Here is a 20,808-nt window from a genome sequence, read left to right as displayed (position 1 = left end):
CGGGGGCGAAGCCCCCGGTTTCGGGAAGGGGCGGGACTGGGGAAGAAGAACCCGCTCCCCGGGAAGCGAGACCTCAGGCCGCCCGCCAGGGCAACTCCGCGGTCACCCGCGTGGGCCCGGCCACCGGCGAATCGACCACGAGAATCCCGTCCACCGCGTCGAGCCGCCCGGCGAGCCCCGCGAGCCCGGACCCCGCCCCGGCATCGGCCCCGCCGACCCCGTTGTCGACGACCTGGATCATCAGCCGGTTCTCGATCCGCCACACATCGACCGTCGCCCGCGTGGCCCGCGAGTGCTTGCTGATGTTCTGCAGCAGCTCGGACACCGTGAAGTACGCGATCCCCTCGATGGCGGGCACCGGCCGGGCCGGCAGATCGACCTCGACCTGCACGGGCACGGTGCACCGGGAGGCGACCGACGACAGCGCGGCGTCCAGCCCGCGGTCGGTCAGCACGGCGGGATGGATCCCGCGGGCGAGATCCCGCAGCTCCTGGAGCGCCGTCTTCACCTCACCGTGCGCCTCGCCCACCATCCGCGCCGCCGCCGCCGGATCCTCCGCCAGCTTCTCCTTCGCCAGCCCCAGATCCATCGCCAGTGCCACCAGCCGGGCCTGCGCCCCGTCGTGCAGGTCGCGTTCGATGCGCCGCAGGTCCGCCGCCGCCGTGTCGACCACGACACCCCGGTCCGACTCCAGTTCCACGACGCGGGTGGCCAGCTTCGACGGGCCGAGCAGCCCGCCCACGAGGAGCCGGTCCACCAGGGTCAGCGCCCGTACGATCCACGGCGTCGCGAGCGTGAGCAGCAGCCCGACCAGCGCGGTCACGGTGATCTCGAAGGGGTTGTCCAGGTAGACGCGGTGCGCCTCGTCCCCGTACAGCTGCAGTCCGTCCTGTCCACCGGACATGGGGAAGACCCAGAACCACAGCGGGTACGTCAGCAGGGTCCAGCCGGTCGTCCAGAGGGTGATGGCGACGGAGAAGGCGAACACGGCCCACGGGAAGTGGATGACCGTGTAGAGGAGGTGGCGCCAGGACGCGCCGCTCTTCAGCGTCGCCCCCATCCACCCCATGGGGCTCTGCTTGCGCATCCGCAGCGGCTCCGGCGCGGCGACGTCGAGCCCCAGCAGGCCGCGGGCGCGCGCCCGTTCCAGCGCGCCGAGTCCGCGGCAGCCGGCGAGCCCCGCGGCGAGCACCGGGACGCCGAGGAAGGTGATCAGCAGGCCCGCGCCGAGCGACATCATCGTCACGGCGAAGGTGAACATGAAGATGCTGAGCGGCAGACTCAGCATCAGGTAGACGAACTCACGCAGGCTGCGGGCCTCGATCGGCGCCCGCAGCGCGGCGGGGAGACGGTGCCACCGCTCCCCGGCGCCCTCCTCCCGGAATCCGGGGCCGTCGTCCCACCCGTATCCCTGTCCGTACTCCGTGGCCATGGCCGCCGTCCGTTCCTGTTCGTCAGCTGCTTGAGTCCGGTCAGCTGAGTCGTCCGCTGGTGTAACTCCACTCTGCTGCGCGCGGCGCTCCCGGAACATGGAGCACGTCGGCGTCTCGGCCCGGGGGTTTTCCCTACCCCGGGGGACGGGCGCACGTACATACGCCCCCGAACGCGCCCCGGTCGAGGGCGTCAGGGGGCGTTAGGGGGGTAGGGGGCGTCGCCCCTCCTGAGGGAAGCCCCATGATCAGGGCTTCCCCCTGGGTGTCACTCCGTCCGGTCCCGCCAGGGCAGTTCCGCCGTGATCGTCGTCGGTCCGCCGACCGGTGAGTCGATGACGAACAGCCCGTCCACCGCACCGAGCCGGTCCGCGAGCCCCGCCATCCCCGTACCGCCGTCGAGGGAGGCGCCACCGCGGCCGTCGTCCCAGACCTGTATGAGCAGCCGGTTCTCCGAACGCCACACGTCGACCGAGGCGGACCGCGCCCCGCTGTGCTTGCTGACGTTCTGCAGGAGTTCGGAGACCGTGAAGTACGCGATGCCCTCGATGGCCGCGGCCGGGCGGGCCGGCAGGTCGGCCGTCACCTTCACCGGCACCGTGCAGCGGGCGCCGACCGAGGACAGCGCGGCGTCCAGACCGCGGTCGGTGAGGACCGCCGGGTGGATACCGCGGGCCAGGTCCCGCAGCTCCTGCAACGCCAGTTTCACCTCGCCGTGCGCCTCGTCGACCATGGCCGCGACGGTTTCGTCGGCCTGCCCCTCCAGCAGTTTCTCCTTCGCCAGACCGAGCCCCATCGCGAGGTTCACCAGCCGGGCCTGCGCCCCGTCGTGCAGGTCGCGCTCGATGCGCCGCAGGTCGGCCGCGGCCGTGTCGACGACCACCCCGCGGTCCGACTCCAGCTCGGCGATGCGCTGTTCCAGCTCGTCGGAGGGCGACAGCAGGGCACGCACCATGGCCCGGTCGGCGTTGGCGAGGCCGCGCGCGAGGAACGGCAGCACCGGCCACAGCACGAACAACGACGTCAGCATGAGGGTGAAGGTGATGATGCTCCACGGCAGCCGCATCAGCTCGTAGAGCACCGTCCGCCAGCCCACCGGATCCTTCAACGCCATCCAAAGCCAGCCGAAGAACCCGCCCCGCCCGCGGAACGGCAACGGGCTCGGCTCGTCCACCCGCACCCCGAGCAGGCCCCTGGCCCGCATCCGCTCGAACTTCCCCAGCTGGCGCGCGCCGAGCAGCCCGAACGCCAGCACCGGCAGCCCGATCACCGTCACCGTCAGCCCGGCTCCCAGGAACAGCACGGTGACGACGTAGGTGAAGCCGACGAGCGACGACGGCAGGTTGGCCAGGAGATGCGCGATCTCCTTCCAGGTGTGCCGGTCGTAGGCGAAGCGCGGAGGCGGGGGCCTGTCGGTGCCGGTGCCCAGGGTGTCGACGGCCGGAATGCGTTCGGTCATAGGCGCCACCTTGCCGAACCGCGGCCCGCGGCGCCATGAGGTGGGCCGCCTCCGTCTCCGGGGGAAAACCCCACCATCGGCGGCTCCGGCCCTCTTCTCCGCGGCCGGAGAACCCAACTGCACCATGCCTAACCGTGACGGGCTGCTTACGGTCCCTTTAGCAGGCCCTAGACTCCGGTGCGTACAGATCGTCGAACGCGCGCACCGCACGGCGCGCGCGCAGGCGCACGCGTGGTCCTCACGCGTGGCTGTACGGACCTGCGCGGGCCCGTCGTACGTACCCGTACGGGCTCGTCGCACGTACTCGTACGGGCTTGTCGCACAGGATCACACCAGGTCACACGAGGTCATCCAGGCCAGGGAGCGAGGGGCGGACGTGCCGGAACCGACCATGGTCGCGGCGACCGGAACCACGGGAACCGGAGCCGGTACCGCGGCCACCGGTACCCCTCTCGCGGCGGACTACTTCCAGTCCTACTCGGTCGTCGGACTGCTCGCCGTGGTCGGCGTGCTGTTCGTCGCCGTCGCCTTCGGAGCGGGCCGCCTGCTGCGGCCCGTCGTCCCGACCCCCGAGAAACTCATGACGTACGAGTGCGGGGTCGACCCCGTCGGCGAGGGCTGGGCCCACACCCAGGTCCGCTACTACGTCTACGCGTTCCTGTACGTGATCTTCGCCGTCGACTCGATCTTCCTCTTCCCCTGGGCGACGGTCTTCGCCGCGCCGGGCTACGGCGCGGCGACGCTCGTGGAGATGTTCATCTTCCTCGGCTTCCTGGCCGTCGGTCTGCTGTACGCATACAAGAAGGGCGTCCTCACATGGACGTGACCCCCACGGCCGCCTCGACCCCGTCGACGTCCTCGGCCGCCCCGACCCCGTCGGCTCCCGAGCCGGTGCTGCTGCCGGAGCCCAAGCGGCTGGGCGCGCTCGCCCGGCTGGCCCCCGAGCCGATGAAGGTGGTCCTGAACTGGGGCCGCCGCTACTCGCTCTGGGTCTTCAACTTCGGACTCGCCTGCTGCGCGATCGAGTTCATCGCGGCGTCGATGGCCCGGCACGACTTCATCCGCCTCGGTGTCATCCCGTTCGCCCCGGGCCCGCGCCAGGCCGACCTGATGGTGGTCTCCGGCACGGTCACGGACAAGATGGCCCCGGCCGTGAAGCGCCTGTACGAGCAGATGCCCGAACCGAAGTACGTCATCTCCTTCGGCGCCTGCTCGAACTGCGGCGGCCCGTACTGGGACTCGTACTCCGTGACGAAGGGCGTCGACCAGATCATCCCCGTCGACGTGTACGTACCGGGCTGCCCGCCCCGCCCGGAGGCGCTGCTCCAGGGCATCCTCAAACTCCAGGAGAAGATCGCCCGCGAGTCCCTGGGGGAGCGGTACGCGTCCTCCGGCGCCCGCCGCCCCTCCGTGGCCGCGCTGCAGAGCGGCCTCGTCCAGCCGCCGGCCGCGGCGCCCACCACGGCCGCGACCGCGGAGGACGCCCGATGACCGGGACGACCGGATGGCTCCCCGCTCCCGTGGAGGAACTCTTCGGCCCCGACGCCACGGCCGAGGAGTCGTACGAGCTGCTGACGGTCGACGTACCCCCGGCCACCTGGCTCGCCTCCCTGCAGAGCGCGCGCGACGCTCTGGGCTGCACCTACTTCGACTGGCTGAGCGCCGTCGACGAACCCGGCACGGAACCGGGAGCGGAACCCGGCACGGAACCGGGCGCGGGCTTCCGCGTCTCGGCCCATGTCGTGGCCCTGGCCCCCGTACGCCGGCTCCTCGTCCGCACGACCGTCCCGCACTCCGCACCCGTCCTGCCCTCCGCCGTCGAGGTCTACGCGGGCGCCGCCTGGCACGAACGCGAGACCCACGAGATGTTCGGCGTCACCTTCGAGGGCCACCCCGGCCTGGACCCGCTCCTCCTGCCCGAGGGCTTCGAGGGCCACCCCCTGCGCAAGGACTTCGTCCTGGCGGCCCGCGTGGCGAAGGCCTGGCCGGGCGCGAAGGAGCCGGGGGAGTCGGAGCACGGCGGCCCGAAACGCCGCCAGATGCTCCCGCCCGGAGTCCCCGACCCGAACGAGTGGGGCCCCCTCAAGGGCCAGCTCCCCCCGGCCCCCGCCCGCCCGGCCCGAGGCGCGGGCCGCGCGGCGGGTGCGAGGGGAGCGGCGGGTGCGCCCGCAGCGACCGGCGAACGCCCGCCGCGACGGACCCGCACGGCGGCCGACGGCTCGGCGAGCCAGACGACGCCACCGGTGCCGCCCGCCACGGCCTCGGCCACGCCTGAGCCTGCGCCCACGCCGACACCCACGGCGCCGACGGAACCGACCACTGCGCCCGAGCCGAAGGCATCCGCCGAACCGAAGACGCCTGCCGAACCGAAGGCATCCGCCGAGCCGAAGGCGCCCGCAGCGCCCCGCGGTTCGGACGCCCCGTGGCACCAGGCCCGCCCCGCTTTCGACGAGCCCGCAGCACCGGCGGAGCCGCAGTCCGGCAAACCTCCGCCCGAGCCGGACGCCCCCGACGCCCCTGACGCGGCGGACGGCGCCGACCACCCCGACGATCCCGAAAGCCCCACAGGAGGCGCGCAGTGAACGACGCGCTCGACGTCGCCCTGCGACTCCTCGTCGTCTTCGTCGTGTTCCTGACGTTCCCCCTGATCGTGGGTCAGGCCGAGCACAAGGTGATGGCCCATATGCAGGGCCGCCTCGGCCCCATGTACGCGGGCGGCTTCCACGGCTGGGCCCAACTCGTCGCGGACGGCGTGAAGTTCGCCCAGAAGGAAGACGTGGTCCCGGCCGGCGCCGACCGCCGTATCTTCCAGCTCGCCCCCGCCGTGGCCCTCCTCCCGTACCTCATGGTCCTCCTCGTCATCCCGGTCGGCCCGGGCGAGGGCGCGGTCGGCGAGGTCGTCGACGCGGGCGTCTTCTTCGTCCTCGCCGTGATGGGCGTCAGCGTCCTCGGCTCGCTCATGGCGGGCTGGGCCTCGGCCAACAAGTTCTCCCTCCTCGGCGGTCTGCGCACCGCCGCCCAGCTCCTCGCGTACGAACTCCCCATGCTGCTGACCGCCGCCTCGGTCGCCATGGCCGCCGGCACGGTCTCCCTCCCCGGCATCGTCGACGCCTTCGAGTGGTGGTGGCTGCCCTGGCAGATCGTCGGAGCGATCGTCTTCTTCGTGGCGGGCCTCGCCGAACTCCAGCGCCCTCCCTTCGACATGCCGGTCGCCGACTCGGAGATCATCTTCGGCGCCTACACCGAGTACACCGGTCTGCGCTTCGCCCTGTTCCTCCTCGCCGAGTACGCCGGAATCGTCGTCCTGTGCGGCCTGACCACCGTGCTCTTCCTGGGCGGCTGGCACGGCCCGTGGGGCGCCGACGGCCTCGGCTGGGTCTGGACCCTGCTGAAGGCGGCCGTCCTCGCCTTCGTCGTCATCTGGCTGCGCGTCACCTATCCCCGCCTGCGCGAGGACCAGCTCCAGAAACTCGCCTGGACCCTCCTCGTCCCCCTCTCCCTCGCCCAGATCGCCCTCACCGGCATCGTCAAGGTGGTGATCGCGTAACCATGTCCCCCTTTCCCGGCTCCGGCCTGGCCAAGGGCCTTGCCGTCACCCTGCGCACGATGACGAAGAAGACCGTCACCGCGCAGTACCCCGACGCCCAGCCCGAACTCCCGCCCCGCACCCGCGGTGTCATCGGGCTCTTCGAGGAGAACTGCACGGTCTGCATGCTGTGCGCCCGCGAGTGCCCGGACTGGTGCATCTACATCGACTCCCACAAGGAGACGGTCCCGGCCGCCGCTCCCGGTGGCCGCGAGCGCAGCCGCAACGTCCTCGACCGCTTCGCCATCGACTTCTCCCTCTGCATGTACTGCGGTATCTGCATCGAGGTCTGCCCGTTCGACGCGCTCTTCTGGTCTCCCGAGTTCGAGTACGCCGAGACCGACATCCACGAACTCACCCACGAACGCGACAAGCTCCGCGACTGGATGTGGACCGTCCCGGCCCCGCCTGCCCTCGACCCCGGTGCCGAGGAACCCAAGGAGATCGCCGCCGCCCGCAAGACCGCCGAGAAACTCGCCACGACCCAGGCCCAGGCCCAGGCACAGGTCCAGGCCGAGCCCACCGACCCGTCGCAGGGAGGCGCATCGTGACTCCCGCCGCGGCCACCGTCTCGGCGGCACAGGCCACGACCACCGCCGCCGAGGTCCACGGCTTCCTCTCCCCGACGGGCGTCGAGATCGCCTTCCTCCTCGTCGGCCTGGTCACCTTCGGCGCCGCGATCGTCACGGTCACCACGAAGCAACTGGTGCACGCCGCCCTGTGGCTGGTCGTCGCCCTCGGTGGCCTCGCCGTCGAATACCTCCTCCTCACGGCCGAGTTCATCGCCTGGGTGCAGGTCCTCATCTACGTCGGTTCCGTCGTCGTCCTCCTCCTCTTCGGTCTGATGCTCACCAGGGCCCCCATCGGCCGCTCCCCGGACGCCGACTCCGGCAACCGCTGGGTCGCCCTCGCCGTCGCGATCGCCGCTGCCGCCGCCCTCGTCTGGGTGGTCGTCGACGCCTTCCGGACGACCTGGATCGACCTGGACGGCCCCGCCGCCGGCTCCACCGCGGTCACCGGCGCGAGCCTCTTCCAGAGCTGGGTGCTCCCCTTCGAGGCCCTCTCGGTCCTGCTGCTCGCCGCGCTGGTCGGCGCGATCGTCCTCTCCCGCAAGGCGAAGACGAAGGCGAAGGAGGCGGCCGGCGGAACGCCCACCGCGAGCCCCCTGCGCCCCCCGGGCCCGCGAACCGACGCCACCCGAAGCGCTACCACCCGGAGCGACAAGGAAGGCGCCCGCTGATGCACCTCGCCTACCCGGCCGTACTCTCCGCCCTCCTCTTCAGCACCGGCCTCTACGGAGTCCTCGCCCGCCGCAACGCGATCCTGGTCCTGATGTCCGTCGAGCTGATGCTCAACGCCGTCAACCTCAACCTCGTCGCCTTCGACGTCTGGCTCAGCAGGACCGCCCGGGACACCCTGCACTCCGGCCAGGCCCTGACCCTGTTCACCATCGCCATCGCCGCCGCCGAGATCGGCATCGGCCTCGCGATCGTCCTCGCCGTGCACCGCAACCGCGGCACCGCGGACATCGACAGGCTCCGCGACACCGCCGAGCCCGGCGATGACGCCCCCGATGACGACTCCGACGGCTCCGAGTCCGCCCGGAGCGAACCGGCCGAGAAGGCTGAGGCCACCGCGTGACCACGACCACCCTCGCCGTCCTCGTCCCCCTCCTCCCGTTCCTGGGCGCCGTGGCCGGCCTGCTCCTGGGCCGCACGGCCCCCGGCTTCGCCCGCCCCCTCGCCGTCCTGCCCTCCGTCGCCGCCCTCGCACTCGCCGTGGTCGTCGCCGTACGCCAGGGCGGCGGACAGGCCGTGGACGCGGCGACCGAACTCACCCCGACCGGCTCCGTCCCCGTCGAACTCGCCCTGCACATCGACGGCTTCGCCGCCCTCGTCGCGATCCTCGTCGGCCTGGTCGCGACCTGCGTGCAGATCTACTCGACGGGCTACCTGCGCCACGACCCGCGCTACTCCTCGTACGCCGCTCTCGTCTCCCTCTTCACCTCCGCCATGCTGCTCGTCGTCTACTCCGGCGACCTGATGGTGCTGCTGGTCGGCTGGGAGATCATGGGCATCTGCTCGTACTTCCTCGTGGGCCACTACTGGGAGACCGCGGAGGCACGCGCCGCCTCCATCAAGGCCTTCCTCGTCACCAAGCTCGGAGACGTCCCCTTCCTGATCGGTCTGTTCGCGCTCGCCGCCGACACCGGTTCGTTCCGCATCACGAAGATCCTCGGCAACGTCGCGAGCGGCGGACTCGACCACCCGACGCTGATCGCCCTGCTGCTCCTCGCCGGGGTGGCGGGCAAGTCGGCGCAGTTCCCGCTCCACACCTGGCTCCCCGACGCGATGGCGGGCCCCACACCCGTCTCCGCGCTGATCCACGCCGCGACGATGGTCGCCGCCGGTGTCTACTTCATCGCCCGGCTCCTCCCGGTCTTCGCCGCCTCCGCGGCCGCACTGGTCGTCCTCGCCGTGATGGCCGCCGTGACGATGGCCGGCTCGGCCCTCGCCGCGCTCGCCCAGGACGACATCAAGCGGGTCCTCGCGTACTCGACGATCGGCCAGCTCGGCTACATGACCGGCGCCCTCGCCGTCGGCGACCGCGGTGCCGCCGTCTTCCACCTCCTCGCGCACGGCGCCTTCAAGGCGCTGCTGTTCCTCGCGGCCGGCGTGATCATCCACGCCGCCGGCACCAACTCGCTGGCCGCCATGTCCCGGATGAAGGACCTGCGCGCCCGCGTCCCCGACGCCTACTGGACGATGACCGTGGCGCTCCTCGCGCTCGCCGCGATCCCGCCCTTCAGCGGCTTCTTCTCCAAGGAGTCCGTCCTCGGAGCCGCCGAGCACGCCGCCGTCGGCCACGCCGAGAGCGTCCCCGGAGCCGCGGGCTGGATCGTCCTCGTCTCCGCCCTGGTGACGGCCCTCCTCACCGCCGCCTACGCGATGCGCCTGTGGCTGCTCGCCTTCCACGGCCACGGCACCGAGACCCCCGACCACGGCAAGCAGCCCCTCGCCATGAACTCCGTGCTGTGGCTGCTCGCCCTCCCGTCACTCGCTTTCGGACTCGCCACCGGCGTGCTCCCCGACTGGTTCGACGGCCGGAGCCTCACCCCGACCCTCACCACCGCCGTCCTCGGTACGGGTGTCGCCCTGGTCGGCGGCATCGTCACGTACGGCGCCTGGCGGCACACCACCGCCATGGCCGGCCGCGTCCCGCTGGGCGCGGTCGCCGCCCACCCGGACGCCGACGGCGGCCTGGTGGAGGCCGAGGCCATCGCCAGCCACGAACCCGCGTACGGCAACGTGGCCTCCGCGCCCGATCCGTCGGACCCCGGCCGCCTGCTGCTCGGCCCGCTGCACCGCCACGCGGCCGTCGGTTTCCACCTGGACGCCGTGTACGCGGCGCTCTTCGTCCGCCCGGTCCAGGCCGCGGCCACCCTCGTCCGGTTCCTCGACCGCGAGGTCGTCGACACCTACGTGCGCGGCGCGGGCGCCCTGCCCCGCTGGCTGGGCACGGCCGTCCGGCGCGCCCAGACCGGCAATCTGCAGACCTATGTGAGCGCGCTGCTCGCCGGCACCGTCGTCCTGGTGGTCGCCGCCCTCCTCGTCGCCACCGCGGGAGCGTGAGCAGGCGTGATCGATATCAACGAGTCCGTGATGCAGTTTCTTCTGGCGTTCATCGTCGTCGCCCCGCTCATCGGGGCCGCCGCGGCTCTCCTGCCGGCCCCGCCCGGGCTGAAGGGGAAATCACCCGAGCAGGCCGTGCTGCGGCACGGCACGACCGTCACCGGCGCCGTACTCATCGCCGCGATCGTCCTCACGCTCGGCTTCGACCACGACCATCCGTCGAAGATGCAGGCCACGACGGACATCAGCTGGATTCCCGCACTCGACGTGCGGATCCACCTCGGCATCGACGGCATCTCCCTCCCCCTCCTCGTGCTGACCGCGCTGCTGACCTTCCTGTGCGCGCTGTACTCCTACTTCAAAATGCCGTCGGGCCCGTCCCCGAAGGCATTCGTGGCGCTCGTGCTCGTGCTGGAGTCCGGCACCCTCGCGACCTTCGCCGTCCTCGATCTGCTGCTGTTCTTCCTCGCGTTCGAGATGGTGCTCATCCCGATGTACTTCCTCATCGCCCGCTGGGGCGGTGAGCAACGAACCCGGGCTGCCTGGAAGTTCATCCTCTACACACTGCTCGGTTCCGTGATCATGCTGTTGGGCCTGCTCCTGATCGGAATCAAGGCGGGCACTTTCGACATGGTGGCACTCGCCACTGACAATCACCCCGCGCTGACCACATCGGTGCAGGTCATCGCCGTTCTGGCGATCGGGATCGGGCTCGCGGTCAAGACGCCGATGTGGCCGCTCCACAGCTGGCTGCCGGACGCGCACACCGCCGCTCCGACCGTCGGCTCGGTCCTGCTGGCCGGAGTCCTGCTGAAGATGGGCACGTACGGGTTCGTCAGGATCCTGCTGCCGATCACGCCGGACGGCATGAGCACCTTCGCCCCGTATCTCGCGGCCTTCGCGGTCGTCGGGATCATCTACGGTTCGCTGGCCTGCCTGGCGCTCGCCAAGCAGGGCGCGAAGGGCGACCTCAAGCGCCTCATCGCGTACTCCTCGGTCGGCCACATGGGCTTCGTACTCCTCGGCATCGCGTCGATGACCCCGACCGGCGTGAACGGCGCGCTGTTCGCGAACATCGCCCACGGCCTCATCACCGGCCTGCTCTTCTTCCTCGTCGGCGCGCTCAAGGACCGCACGGGCACGACCGACCTCGACTCCCTGGCGCGGACGACCGGGGCCGCGCTCTACGGCCGGGCCCCGCGCCTCGGCGGCCTGCTCGCCTTCGCCGCCGTCGCCTCGCTCGGACTGCCGGGCCTCGCCGGGTTCTGGGGCGAGATGCTCGCGCTGTTCGGCGCGTTCGACCCCGCCGACGGTCTCAGCCGGCCCGCGTTCCTGACGTTCATGGCGATCGCCGCGTTCGGCACCCTGCTCACGGCCGCGTACATGCTCGTCGTGGTCCGCCGGGTCTGCATGGGCGACACCTCGCAGCACCCGGAGCACTCTGGGCAGGGGAGTCCGAAGCTCGCCGACGTCCGGACGTACGAGTTCGCCGCCTGGACCCCGCTCGTCGTCCTCACCGTCGTCGCCGGGCTCTGGCCCAAGGCACTCCTCGGCCTGACCGACCCGGCCGTGCAGCAGCTCCTCTCAGGAGGCACCCGATGAGCCCCCAGGCCCAGGACCAGGCAGCGTCCCTGGTCCAGTCCGTCGACTGGCTCGCGATCGCCCCGCCCACCATCGCGGCGGTCGTCGCACTCGCGGTGCTCGTGGCCGACCTCTTCGTGGACGGCAGGAAGAAGGCCCTGCTCGGCTGGGTCTCCGTCGCGGGCCTCGCCCTCGCCGCGCTGGCCCTGCTGCCCCTCCTGGACGGCGACCGCTCCACGTTCTGCCTGACGGGCGACACGGACGTGTGCAGCTACACGGCGGACCGGTTCACACTGGTCATCCAGTTCCTCGTCCTCGGCGGCGCGCTCCTCGCGGCGCTCCTGTCGATGACCACCCTGAAGGACGCAGGCAAGGACGCCGGCGGAGACACCGACAAGGCATACCCCGAAGGGGAGTTCTGGTTCCTGCTGCTCTCCTCGGCCGCCGGCGCGGCCCTGCTGCCCGCCTCGCGCGATCTCGCCACGCTGATCGTCGCCCTGGAGGTCGCCTCCCTGCCGGCCTTCGCCCTCGTCGGCATCAAGCACGGCGACCGGAAGTCCTCCGAAGCGGCCCTGAAGTTCTTCCTGTCCTCGGTCACCGCGACCGCCGTGAGCCTCATGGGCGTCAGCTTCGTCTACGCGTCGACAGGCACCCTGTACCTCACGGAGATCGCCACCCGCATCGAGGACGTCGACCCCCAACTGCACACGCTCGCCCAGGCGGGCGTCGTCCTCACCCTCGTGGGCTTCGCCTTCAAGACGGCCGCCGTGCCCTTCCACTTCTGGGTACCCGACACCTACGTAGGAGCCCCCCTCCCGGTCGCCGCCTACCTGTCGGTCGTCGGCAAGGCGGTCGGCTTCTCCGGCCTGATCCTCGTCACCGTGATCGCCCTCCCGTCGTACGCGGACGTCTGGGGCCCGGCCCTCGCCGCCCTCGCCGCCCTCACCATGACGATCGGCAACGTCGGCGCCCTGCGGCAGCGGACCACGCGCGCGTACAGCGCGGTACGGCTCCTCGCCTGGTCCTCCGTGGGACAGGCCGGCTACCTGCTGGTGCCGATCGCCGCCGCCGCGTACTCCGAGGACGCCCGGAAGGCCGTCGGCTCCACCGTCGCGTACGCCCTCATGTACGCGGCCGTGAACCTCGGAGCCTTCGCGGTGGCCACCCTGGTGGCCCGTACGAAGCCCCTGAACCGGATCAGCGACTATCGCGGCCTGTACGCCTCCCGCCCCCTTGCCGCGCTCGTCCTCGGCTTCTTCCTGCTCTGCCTGGCCGGTCTGCCGCCGGGCATCATCGGACTCTTCGCGAAGGTCACCGTCTTCTCGGCGGCCGTCGAGGCGGGACTCGGCTGGCTCGCCGTCGTCATGGCCGTCAACGTCGTGATCGCGCTCTTCTACTACCTCCAGTGGACGACTCTGCTGTTCCGCGCCCCCGAGGGCGAAACCGAGTCGCACCGCGTCCCGGCCCCCCTCACCGCGGCGATCGCCCTGACCGCCGTCCTGGGCGTCGCGCTCTCCGGGGCACCTCAGCTCATCCTGCGCTTCTCGGACACCGGCCTCTTCTGACGCCTTCCCCGAAGCGAGCGCCCGCGCGCGTGGGGCAGCCCCTCCACGCGCGGGCGGTACCCCGTCACCTCACCCGGCCATCACCCGGACAGCCGACGCGCGAGCCCGTGCGCACAAGGGAACTAGTGCTCCCCGCCTGGCGTTGACCAGTGAGGGAGGGTCCACTGGACCGTGGAGTCACGGAACCAGTGACGTCAGAGATCGACAAGCAAGGGTTCCCCTGCCGCACGATTTGGAGGGCGTACCGTGCACCGCCGGCACAACGGGTTCAGGACCGCCGTACTCCTCGGGGGACTGTCCGCACTCATCATCGTCATCGGCAGTTTCTTCGGGCGTACGGGCCTCGTCGTCGCACTGGTCATCGCGATCGGGACGAACGCGTACGCGTACTGGAACAGCGACAAACTGGCTCTACGCGCGATGCGCGCGCGCCCGGTGAGCGAATTCGAGGCCCCGGCGCTCTACAAAATGGTCCGGGAACTGTCCACACAGGCCCGCCAGCCCATGCCCCGCCTGTACATCTCCCCGACGGAAGCACCGAACGCGTTCGCGACGGGCCGTAATCCCCGCAACGCCGCCGTGTGCTGCACCGAGGGCATCCTGCGCATCCTGAACGAGCGGGAGCTGCGCGGCGTCATCGGCCACGAACTGAGCCACGTCTACAACCGCGACATCCTCATCTCGTCCGTCGCCGGAGCCCTGGCCTCCGTGATCATGTTCCTGGTCAACTTCGCCTGGCTGATCCCGATCGGCCGCTCCAACGACGACGACGGCCCCGGCCTCCTCGGCATGCTGATGATCATGATCCTCGGCCCGCTCGCCGCGTCCGTCATCCAGCTCGCCATCAGCCGCTCCAGGGAGTACGAGGCGGACGCGTCCGGCGCACAGCTCACCGGGGACCCGCTGGCCCTCGCGAGCGCCCTGCGCAAGCTGGAGGCGGGCACGAAGCAGCTGCCGCTGCCTCCGGAGCCACGCATCGAGACAGCGAGCCACATGATGATCGCCAACCCCTTCCGTCCGGGCCAGGGACTCTCCAAAATGTTCTCAACGCACCCGCCCATGGCGGAGCGCATCGCCCGGCTCGAACAGATGGCAGGTCGCCACCAGTGAAGACAATCCTCAACATCATCTGGCTCGTCCTGAGCGGCTTCTGGCTGTTCCTCGGCTACCTGCTCGCGGGCGTGCTGCTGTGCATCACGATCATCGGAATCCCGTTCGGCGTCGCCGCTTTCCGTATCGGCACGTACGCGCTGTGGCCGTTCGGCCGGACGACGGTCGAGCGCCGTGACGCGGGGGCGCCGTCCTTCATCGTCAACATCCTCTGGCTGATCCTCGCCGGCTGGTGGCTGGCCCTCGCGCACATCGTCACGGGCCTCATCCAGTGCGTCACGATCATCGGCATCCCCCTGGGCATCGCCAACTTCAAGCTGATCCCGGTCTCGCTGTTCCCCCTGGGGCGCGAGATCGTGCGTACGGACCAGCCGTTCACGTCGTCGGTCCGGTAGGGCGGCGCCGGGGGTGCGGAGGCCGAAGTACGCCCTGACGGCGTACGACGCCGACGCAGAGGACGACGAGATCTGGGCGCTGTGCGCGGACGCCGAGCACGTCTTCGGCGATCCGCCGGCTCCCGCACGCGGCACGTACGAACTGCTCGGCTGCGTCCCCGAGGGAGAGCTGGACAAAGCCCTCCTGCGCGCGCGTGCCGACGGATCGGCGCCGCTCGGCACCCTCGTCCTGGAGATCCTCGACAAGGACGGCGAGCGGGTCGAAGCATGGTCCCTGGAGGACGTACGCGTCCTCGGCGACCTCCCGTGCGCGCGCGACCTGTCATTGCGCGACCTCACCGTCAGGGCGCGCGAGTCCCCGCACAACCCGTTCGACTATCCCCAGTGCCAGCCGCTCTCCCCGGGCTACCGGCTGCTGGGCGCGCAGGACGAACCCTGGGGCGCCTGCCGGGACCTGGCGCACGTTCAGGACAGGCAGCCTGACCCCTGCGAACCGCCCGTGCGGCTGCTCGGCTGCTCCCCGCGCGGAGCCCTCCGCACAGCCCTGGACGCGGGCGAGGAGGACCTCGGACACGCCAAGCTGATACGCGTCGACACGGCGGGCCGTCCCGTCCAGTCCGCCGTCGAGGGCGAACTCGTCGCCTGGATCCCCTCCGCGCGCGGCCCCGGCCTGGTGGACCTCACGCTGGAGCCCTGGTCGGACCGGCCGCCGACCGCGGCCGAGGAGGTCTGGGAACTGTGGGACACCGGCCGGCCCACCGAGCCCGGCCTCTGGGCCCGGTGCGGCGCGGAGGGCCGCCGTCACTGGCTGACCACGGCACTGGCCCGCCACGACGCCGGCAGACCCGACGCGGAACCGGGCCGTACCCATCACCTCGACGGCCGCCACATCACCGACGAGCCGGGTTTCTTCTGCGCGCTCGGCGAGGCGGTCAACGGACCCGGCGGCTATTTCGGCCGGGGTCTCGACGCCCTCGACGACTGCCTGCGTGGCCGCTGGGGCGCTCGGCGGCCCTTCACCCTGATCTGGCACGACGCGGAGGTCGCCCGCCGCTGCCTTGGCCTTGTCCCGCGCACCGACCACCGCCCGTGGACGTTCGAGGAACTTCTCGCGTTCCTCGTGGACGAGGGCGTCGACGTCCGTCTCGACTGAGAGCCGCTCGTCCGAGGGTTATCCACAGGCCGGCCCGATTGTCAGAGGCGCGCTGCATCATGAATGCATGACCGAGATCGAGCAGTTGCTGGTACGTGTCCTCGCGGAGGCACGCAACTCGCGGCCGTGGGGCTGGCCTTCGCTCCCCGACCCCGTGGACGCCGCCACGCTCGCCCGCGCCGAGTCCGCCCTCGGCTTCTCCGTCCCGCCGCTGCTCGCCGCGCTCTATCTGCGGATAGGGGACGGGGGGTTCGGCCCGGAGTACGGTCTGCTGCCCCTGCTCGACAGCCCGCCCTCGGGAGAGCCGGCGGTCGTCGCGCAGTACCTCACCCACCGCGAGAGCGGCCGCAAGGACCCCGACTGGCCCTGGCCGGAAGGCATCCTGCCGATATCCCACTGGGGCTGCGGAATGTACGCGTGCGTGGACTGCCGTACCCAGGACGCCACGGTGCTCCTGTTCGAGCCGAACGCCGACGACGCCGACCACGCCTGGTACGTGGATGCCCCCACGCTCACCGCCTGGCTCGACACCTGGCTCCAGGGCACCGGCTGGTACGACGAACTGAACGACGACACGGACCTGCAACCGTGGCCCGACTTCCGCATACGAACGACAACGGCACAAGCGTCATAGCGCACGGCCCCCACCCGTCGCCCACCCCAGCAGGGGGCACGGGAAACGCCGCACTCACCCCCCACCGACCCGCACGATGCACACCACCCCAAGCCCCTCCCGCCAAGGGGCGCGGGGAACGGCGCGAGCAACCCCCACCTACCCGCACGATGCACACGACCCCAAGCCCTTCCCAGCAAGGGGCGCGAGGAACGGCGCAGGCAACCCACCACAACCCGCACGATCGGCACAGGCCTCAGCCCCAGCCCCTGCAAGGGGCGCGGGGAACTGCGCACCCAGCCCCCACCGCCCCGCACGCATCCGCCGACCCCCGGCACCCCCAGGCCCGTGAGGGCAAACGCAGGCGCGAGCGCGAGCGGTCAACGCGCGCGAAACCGCCACCGCACCCCGTACACACCCGCCCCCAACCCCAGCACACCGACACCCACCGCCACGGACATCCACGGCAGGGCGAAAGCCAGCGTCAGGCACCCCGCAAGCCCCACCGCCGGCAGGACCCGCGACACGGCCGCCGAACCCAGCGTCCACGCCGAGGCGTTGGCGATCGCGTAGTACACCAGCACCCCGAAGGAGGAGAAGCCGATCGCACCCCGCACATCCACCGTCGCGGCCAGCACCGCGACCACCGCGCCGACGGCGAGCTCCGCCCGGTGGGGCACCCGGAAGCGCGGATGCACGGCGGCCAGCCCACCCGGCAGATGCCGGTCGCGGGCCATGGCCAGCGTCGTCCGCGACACCCCCAGGATCAGCGCGAGAAGGGAACCGAGCGCCGCCACCGCGGCACCCACCCGTACGACCGGGACGAGCCCCGGTGCCCCGGCGGCACGCACCGCGTCGGCGAGCGGCGCTGTCGCCTGCCCGAGCCCCGTCGGCCCCAGCACGGAGAGGACGGCCACCGCCACAGCCCCGTACACGACGAGTGCGATACCCAGAGCCAGCGGGATCGCGCGCGGAATGGTGCGCGCAGGATCCCGTACCTCCTCGCCGAGGGTCGCGATCCGCGCGTACCCGGCGAAGGCGAAGAACAGCAGTCCGGCCGCCTGGAGCACTCCACCGGCACCCCCGGAGACGCCCGCGCCGAGCCGCCCGGCGTCGGAGTCCCCCGAGGTCAGACAGACGACCACGACGGAAGCGAGGACTGCGAGGACCACCGCGACGATCACCCGCGTCAGCCACGCGGATTTCTGCACACCGCCGTAGTTCACCGCGGTCAGGGCCACCACCGCCCCGACGGCCACCGCGTGCGCCTGCCCCGGCCACACGTACGTGCCCACGGTGAGCGCCATCGCCGCGCACGAGGAGGTCTTGCCCACGACGAACGACCAGCCGGCCAGATATCCCCAGAACTCGCCGAGCCGTTCGCGGCCGTACACGTACGTTCCGCCCGAAGCGGGATAGCGGGCGGCGAGGCGTGCCGAAGCGGTCGCGTTGCAGTAGGCGACGACCGCGGCGATGCCCAGCGCGAGGAGCAGCCCGGATCCCGCGGCCCGTGCCGCCGGGCCCAGCGCGGCGAAGATTCCCGCACCGATCATCGAGCCGAGGCCGATGACCACGGCGTCCCCGACACCGAGCGTTCGGCGCAGTTCAGCCGCGCTGCCCGCGGCTCCGGCCCTGGACCCGGCATCGGGACCGGCGCCGGACTCGGCCCCGGCCCCGGACCCGGACGAACCCGGCCGGGCGGGATCGGACTGTGTCATGAACCGCACCCTACTGATCAGTGCAACCGGCCGCCGTCGCGCCGACGTCCTCCCCAGCAACAAGGAGCGAACAGAAGAGCGAAACATAGAACGACAAAAAGCAGCCGAGAGCGGTATGACCACAGCCTTGTGCGAGCAGGATCACAGCACAGGTACAGCACGAAAGGGCAGGTTCACGGCATGGGCATCATCAGCTGGATCATTCTGGGGCTGCTGGCCGGAGCCATCGCCAAGTTCCTGCTGCCGGGACGCGATCCCGGCGGCTTCATCGGCACGACACTGATCGGCGTCGCGGGCGCCTTCATCGGCGGCTGGATATCAGCCCGTTGGCTGGACCACCCGATCTCCAAGGACTTCTACGACGGAGCCACCTGGGCCGCCGCGATCGGCGGCGCGCTGGTTCTGCTGATCGGCTACCGCATCCTGTTCGGCAACTCGCGCGACTGAGTGCGCGCCCCCGAGGCCGCAGCCAGCAGGCGAGAAGGGTGGGCACCCGAGGTGCCCACCCTTTCTCGTACGCGCGGCCGGCATCCGCGGAACGACCGGCACGTCACCGGTAGTTGACGAACTGCAGCGCGAAGTCGAAGTCCTTGCCCTTGAGCAGGGCCTGCACGGCCTGCAGGTCGTCACGGCTCTTCGAGCTGACCCGCAGCTCGTCGCCCTGCACCTGCGCCTTCACGCCCTTCGGGCCCTCGTCGCGAATGATCTTCGCGACCTTCTTCGCGTTGTCCTGGGAGATGCCCTCCTCGATCGAAGAGAAGATCTTGTACTCCTTGCCGGAGAGCTGCGGCTCACCCGCGTCCAGCGCCTTCAGCGAGATACCGCGCTTGATCAGCTTGGTCTCGAACACGTCGAGGATGGCCTTCACCCGCTCCTCGGAGTTCGCCTCCATGAGGATCTTCTCGCCGGACCAGGAGATGGAGGCGCCCACGTTCTTGAAGTCGTAGCGCTGCGAGATCTCCTTGGCGGCCTGGTTGAGGGCGTTGTCGACCTCCTGCCGCTCGACCTTCGAGACGATGTCGAAACTGGAGTCGGCCATGTCCTGTGGCTCCTTGTATCGGGGTGCGTAGTGGCGGTCGCCGAACCCGCTTCGGTCCCGGGCCGCATCCGCATAAGCCTAGCCACCCCCTCCCCTCCGGGCACCGATCAATCGAGTGGCGAAGCACCCCCGAGCATCGGGTATCGTTTACGTCGTTGCCACGGAGCGCCGCCGAAAGACGGTTCGAATGGCAGCAACCCCGGCGGTGTGCCCGAGCGGCCAAAGGGAGCAGACTGTAAATCTGCCGGCTCAGCCTTCCCAGGTTCGAATCCTGGCGCCGCCACGCTGAGAGAAGAAACCCTCTCTGAAATGCGAGTACGCATTTCAGAGAGGGTTTCTTCATGTTCGGGCGGCTTCGGACCCGGTGGCCGGTGGCGCGCCTGTGCCAGGGCCCCGAACCACGGGAACGCGGGGCGCCCGTGCAGCCGCGCCCGGCCTTCTCTCCGTACCCTGGCCCCATGTCCTCACGTCGTCGAATCTGTCCCGTGTGCCGTCGCGAGATCGCCGTCGTCGCCGGGCGGTTCGCCCGGCACGACCCGGCGGGGGCGCGGGGGAGCGGCGAACTCGTGTCCTGCCCGGGGTCGCGCAGGCAGGCGGAGCTCGGGGCCTCTCAGCCGGCGCTGGACGGGTACGTCGTGGCGGACTTCCCCGGCCAGCTCCCGCTCTTCTGACTCTGGCGGTCTCGCGGTCTCGCGGGCCACCGGCTTCCGGGCGGGCGGTCGGGACCGCCGGGCCCGCCCCTCACCGGCGACGCGCCCCAGATCGGTCTTGGCCCACCTGCTCGTCAGTTACCCGCCACCGACTTGACCGCCACCGACACCGGTGTGGAACCGCTGATCAGTTCCAGGGTCAGGCCGGCCGTCGCCGGGGTGTCCACCAGTTCCGCGAGGACCGCGGCGACGTCGTCGCGCGGGACCGGTCCGCGGCCCGTGGCGGCCTCCAGGCGGACGAGGCCCTTGCCCGCGTCGTTCGTCAGCATTCCGGGGCGCAGGATCGTCCAGTCCAGGCCGCGATGGGCGCGTACGTACGCGTCGGCCTCGCCCTTGGCGCGCAGATATCCGTCGAACACCTCGTCCCCGGGGTGCTCCGGGTCCGCGCCCATGGACGAGACCACCACATGGCGGCGCACGCCCGCCCGGGCCGCCGCGTCCGCGAAGAGCACCGCGGCTCCCCGGTCCACGGTCTCCTTGCGGGCCGCCCCGCTGTCCGGGCCCGCGCCCGCCGCGAAGATCGCGGCGTCCGCGCCCCGCAGATGCGAGGAGACCTCCTCCTCCGAAGCCGACTCCAGATCGCACAGCACCGGCTCGGCGCCGGCCGCCCGCAGATCGTCGCCCTGTTCGGCTCGGCGGATGATCCCCGCGACCTCGTCACCGCGCGCGGAGAGCAGCCGCTCAAGCCGCAACGCGATCTGACCATGACCTCCAGCGATAACAATGCGCATGTTTCCGACCGTACGCCCGGATGGAGACACTCGCCGCACAACCCTGTGGATAACTCGTGAGTCTCTTGAGAGATCACGTTGTACGA

Annotated in this window: 21 protein-coding genes and 1 tRNA gene; 17 read left to right on the top strand and 5 right to left on the bottom strand. The window is 71.1% G+C overall.

What is annotated here, in order from left to right:
• Positions 1–73: 73 nt before the first annotated feature.
• Positions 74–1,432 (bottom strand): sensor histidine kinase, encoded by a 1,359-nt coding sequence (locus ACZ60E_RS29895; RefSeq protein WP_469444448.1) that lies wholly within the window; start codon positions 1,430–1,432, stop codon positions 74–76.
• 266 nt (positions 1,433–1,698) lie between these two features.
• A complete protein-coding gene (locus ACZ60E_RS29890; protein WP_384801099.1) occupies positions 1,699–2,889 on the bottom strand; it encodes a sensor histidine kinase in 1,191 nt (396 codons plus the stop codon).
• 376 nt (positions 2,890–3,265) lie between these two features.
• On the opposite strand from ACZ60E_RS29890, the gene ACZ60E_RS29885 reads away from it, so the two are divergent.
• From ACZ60E_RS29885 to ACZ60E_RS29820, 14 genes are all read left to right on the top strand, one after another.
• Complete coding sequence (locus ACZ60E_RS29885; RefSeq protein ID WP_373465922.1) at positions 3,266–3,715, top strand: NADH-quinone oxidoreductase subunit A; 450 nt, start codon at positions 3,266–3,268, stop codon at positions 3,713–3,715.
• A complete protein-coding gene (locus ACZ60E_RS29880) occupies positions 3,706–4,380 on the top strand; it encodes an NADH-quinone oxidoreductase subunit B (protein WP_469444446.1) in 675 nt (224 codons plus the stop codon). Before ACZ60E_RS29885 ends, ACZ60E_RS29880 begins: the two co-directional genes overlap by 10 nt.
• A complete protein-coding gene (locus ACZ60E_RS29875) occupies positions 4,377–5,471 on the top strand; it encodes an NADH-quinone oxidoreductase subunit C (protein ID WP_469444444.1) in 1,095 nt (364 codons plus the stop codon). Before ACZ60E_RS29880 ends, ACZ60E_RS29875 begins: the two co-directional genes overlap by 4 nt.
• A complete protein-coding gene (locus tag ACZ60E_RS29870) occupies positions 5,468–6,436 on the top strand; it encodes a complex I subunit 1/NuoH family protein (protein WP_384801108.1) in 969 nt (322 codons plus the stop codon). The genes ACZ60E_RS29875 and ACZ60E_RS29870 overlap by 4 nt, the downstream gene beginning before the upstream one ends.
• 2 nt (positions 6,437–6,438) lie before the next feature.
• Entirely contained in the window at positions 6,439–7,026 is a 588-nt protein-coding gene (locus tag ACZ60E_RS29865) for a NuoI/complex I 23 kDa subunit family protein (RefSeq protein WP_469444442.1), read from the top strand.
• The gene (locus tag ACZ60E_RS29860; RefSeq protein ID WP_469444439.1) at positions 7,023–7,715 is read left to right on the top strand and encodes an NADH-quinone oxidoreductase subunit J family protein; all 693 of its coding nucleotides are present in this window, start codon (positions 7,023–7,025) and stop codon (positions 7,713–7,715) included. Before ACZ60E_RS29865 ends, ACZ60E_RS29860 begins: the two co-directional genes overlap by 4 nt.
• Positions 7,715–8,116, top strand: coding sequence for an NADH-quinone oxidoreductase subunit NuoK (gene nuoK, locus ACZ60E_RS29855; protein ID WP_469444437.1), 402 nt, complete (start codon positions 7,715–7,717; stop codon positions 8,114–8,116). The genes ACZ60E_RS29860 and nuoK overlap by 1 nt, the downstream gene beginning before the upstream one ends.
• A complete protein-coding gene (locus ACZ60E_RS29850) occupies positions 8,113–10,107 on the top strand; it encodes an NADH-quinone oxidoreductase subunit 5 family protein (RefSeq protein ID WP_469444436.1) in 1,995 nt (664 codons plus the stop codon). Before nuoK ends, ACZ60E_RS29850 begins: the two co-directional genes overlap by 4 nt.
• Before the next feature lie 6 nt (positions 10,108–10,113).
• A complete protein-coding gene (locus ACZ60E_RS29845) occupies positions 10,114–11,709 on the top strand; it encodes an NADH-quinone oxidoreductase subunit M (protein WP_469444434.1) in 1,596 nt (531 codons plus the stop codon).
• Positions 11,706–13,253, top strand: a complete 1,548-nt coding sequence (locus ACZ60E_RS29840) for an NADH-quinone oxidoreductase subunit N (RefSeq protein ID WP_469444431.1) — start codon at positions 11,706–11,708, stop codon at positions 13,251–13,253. The genes ACZ60E_RS29845 and ACZ60E_RS29840 overlap by 4 nt, the downstream gene beginning before the upstream one ends.
• Before the next feature lie 246 nt (positions 13,254–13,499).
• Positions 13,500–14,363, top strand: a complete 864-nt coding sequence (htpX, locus tag ACZ60E_RS29835; protein ID WP_384801129.1) for a zinc metalloprotease HtpX — start codon at positions 13,500–13,502, stop codon at positions 14,361–14,363.
• On the top strand, positions 14,360–14,758 hold the full coding sequence (locus ACZ60E_RS29830) for a YccF domain-containing protein (RefSeq protein WP_210882004.1): 399 nt from the start codon (positions 14,360–14,362) through the stop codon (positions 14,756–14,758). Before htpX ends, ACZ60E_RS29830 begins: the two co-directional genes overlap by 4 nt.
• 13 nt (positions 14,759–14,771) lie before the next feature.
• On the top strand, positions 14,772–15,911 hold the full coding sequence (locus ACZ60E_RS29825; RefSeq protein WP_469444428.1) for a barstar family protein: 1,140 nt from the start codon (positions 14,772–14,774) through the stop codon (positions 15,909–15,911).
• Between the two features lie 67 nt (positions 15,912–15,978).
• Entirely contained in the window at positions 15,979–16,545 is a 567-nt protein-coding gene (locus ACZ60E_RS29820) for an SMI1/KNR4 family protein (protein WP_469444426.1), read from the top strand.
• Between the two features lie 359 nt (positions 16,546–16,904).
• On the opposite strand, the gene ACZ60E_RS29815 is transcribed toward ACZ60E_RS29820, so the two are convergent.
• Positions 16,905–18,242, bottom strand: a complete 1,338-nt coding sequence (locus ACZ60E_RS29815; RefSeq protein ID WP_469444424.1) for an APC family permease — start codon at positions 18,240–18,242, stop codon at positions 16,905–16,907.
• Between the two features lie 180 nt (positions 18,243–18,422).
• On the opposite strand from ACZ60E_RS29815, the gene ACZ60E_RS29810 reads away from it, so the two are divergent.
• The gene (locus ACZ60E_RS29810) at positions 18,423–18,689 is read left to right on the top strand and encodes a GlsB/YeaQ/YmgE family stress response membrane protein (protein ID WP_210882008.1); all 267 of its coding nucleotides are present in this window, start codon (positions 18,423–18,425) and stop codon (positions 18,687–18,689) included.
• Positions 18,690–18,792: 103 nt separating this feature from the next.
• Here the strand turns inward: ACZ60E_RS29810 and ACZ60E_RS29805 are convergent, their stop codons facing one another.
• Entirely contained in the window at positions 18,793–19,281 is a 489-nt protein-coding gene (locus ACZ60E_RS29805) for a YajQ family cyclic di-GMP-binding protein (RefSeq protein WP_107020968.1), read from the bottom strand.
• A gap of 201 nt (positions 19,282–19,482) precedes the next feature.
• Between ACZ60E_RS29805 and ACZ60E_RS29800 the strand changes: the two genes are divergently transcribed.
• Together ACZ60E_RS29800 and ACZ60E_RS29795 are read left to right on the top strand one after the other, a co-directional pair.
• A tRNA-Tyr gene (locus ACZ60E_RS29800) sits at positions 19,483–19,564 on the top strand.
• 175 nt (positions 19,565–19,739) lie between these two features.
• Positions 19,740–19,952 carry a hypothetical protein gene (locus ACZ60E_RS29795; protein ID WP_384801141.1) on the top strand — a complete coding sequence of 71 codons (213 nt, stop codon included), beginning with the start codon at positions 19,740–19,742 and terminating at the stop codon, positions 19,950–19,952.
• Positions 19,953–20,065: 113 nt separating this feature from the next.
• Here ACZ60E_RS29795 and ACZ60E_RS29790 read toward each other — a convergent pair whose 3' ends face one another.
• Positions 20,066–20,722, bottom strand: a complete 657-nt coding sequence (locus ACZ60E_RS29790; RefSeq protein ID WP_469444421.1) for an NAD(P)H-binding protein — start codon at positions 20,720–20,722, stop codon at positions 20,066–20,068.
• Positions 20,723–20,808: the final 86 nt, after the last annotated feature.

This window comes from Streptomyces sp. NPDC102514, assembly GCF_055584525.1.
This window is presented reverse-complemented; position numbering and strand designations above follow the sequence as displayed.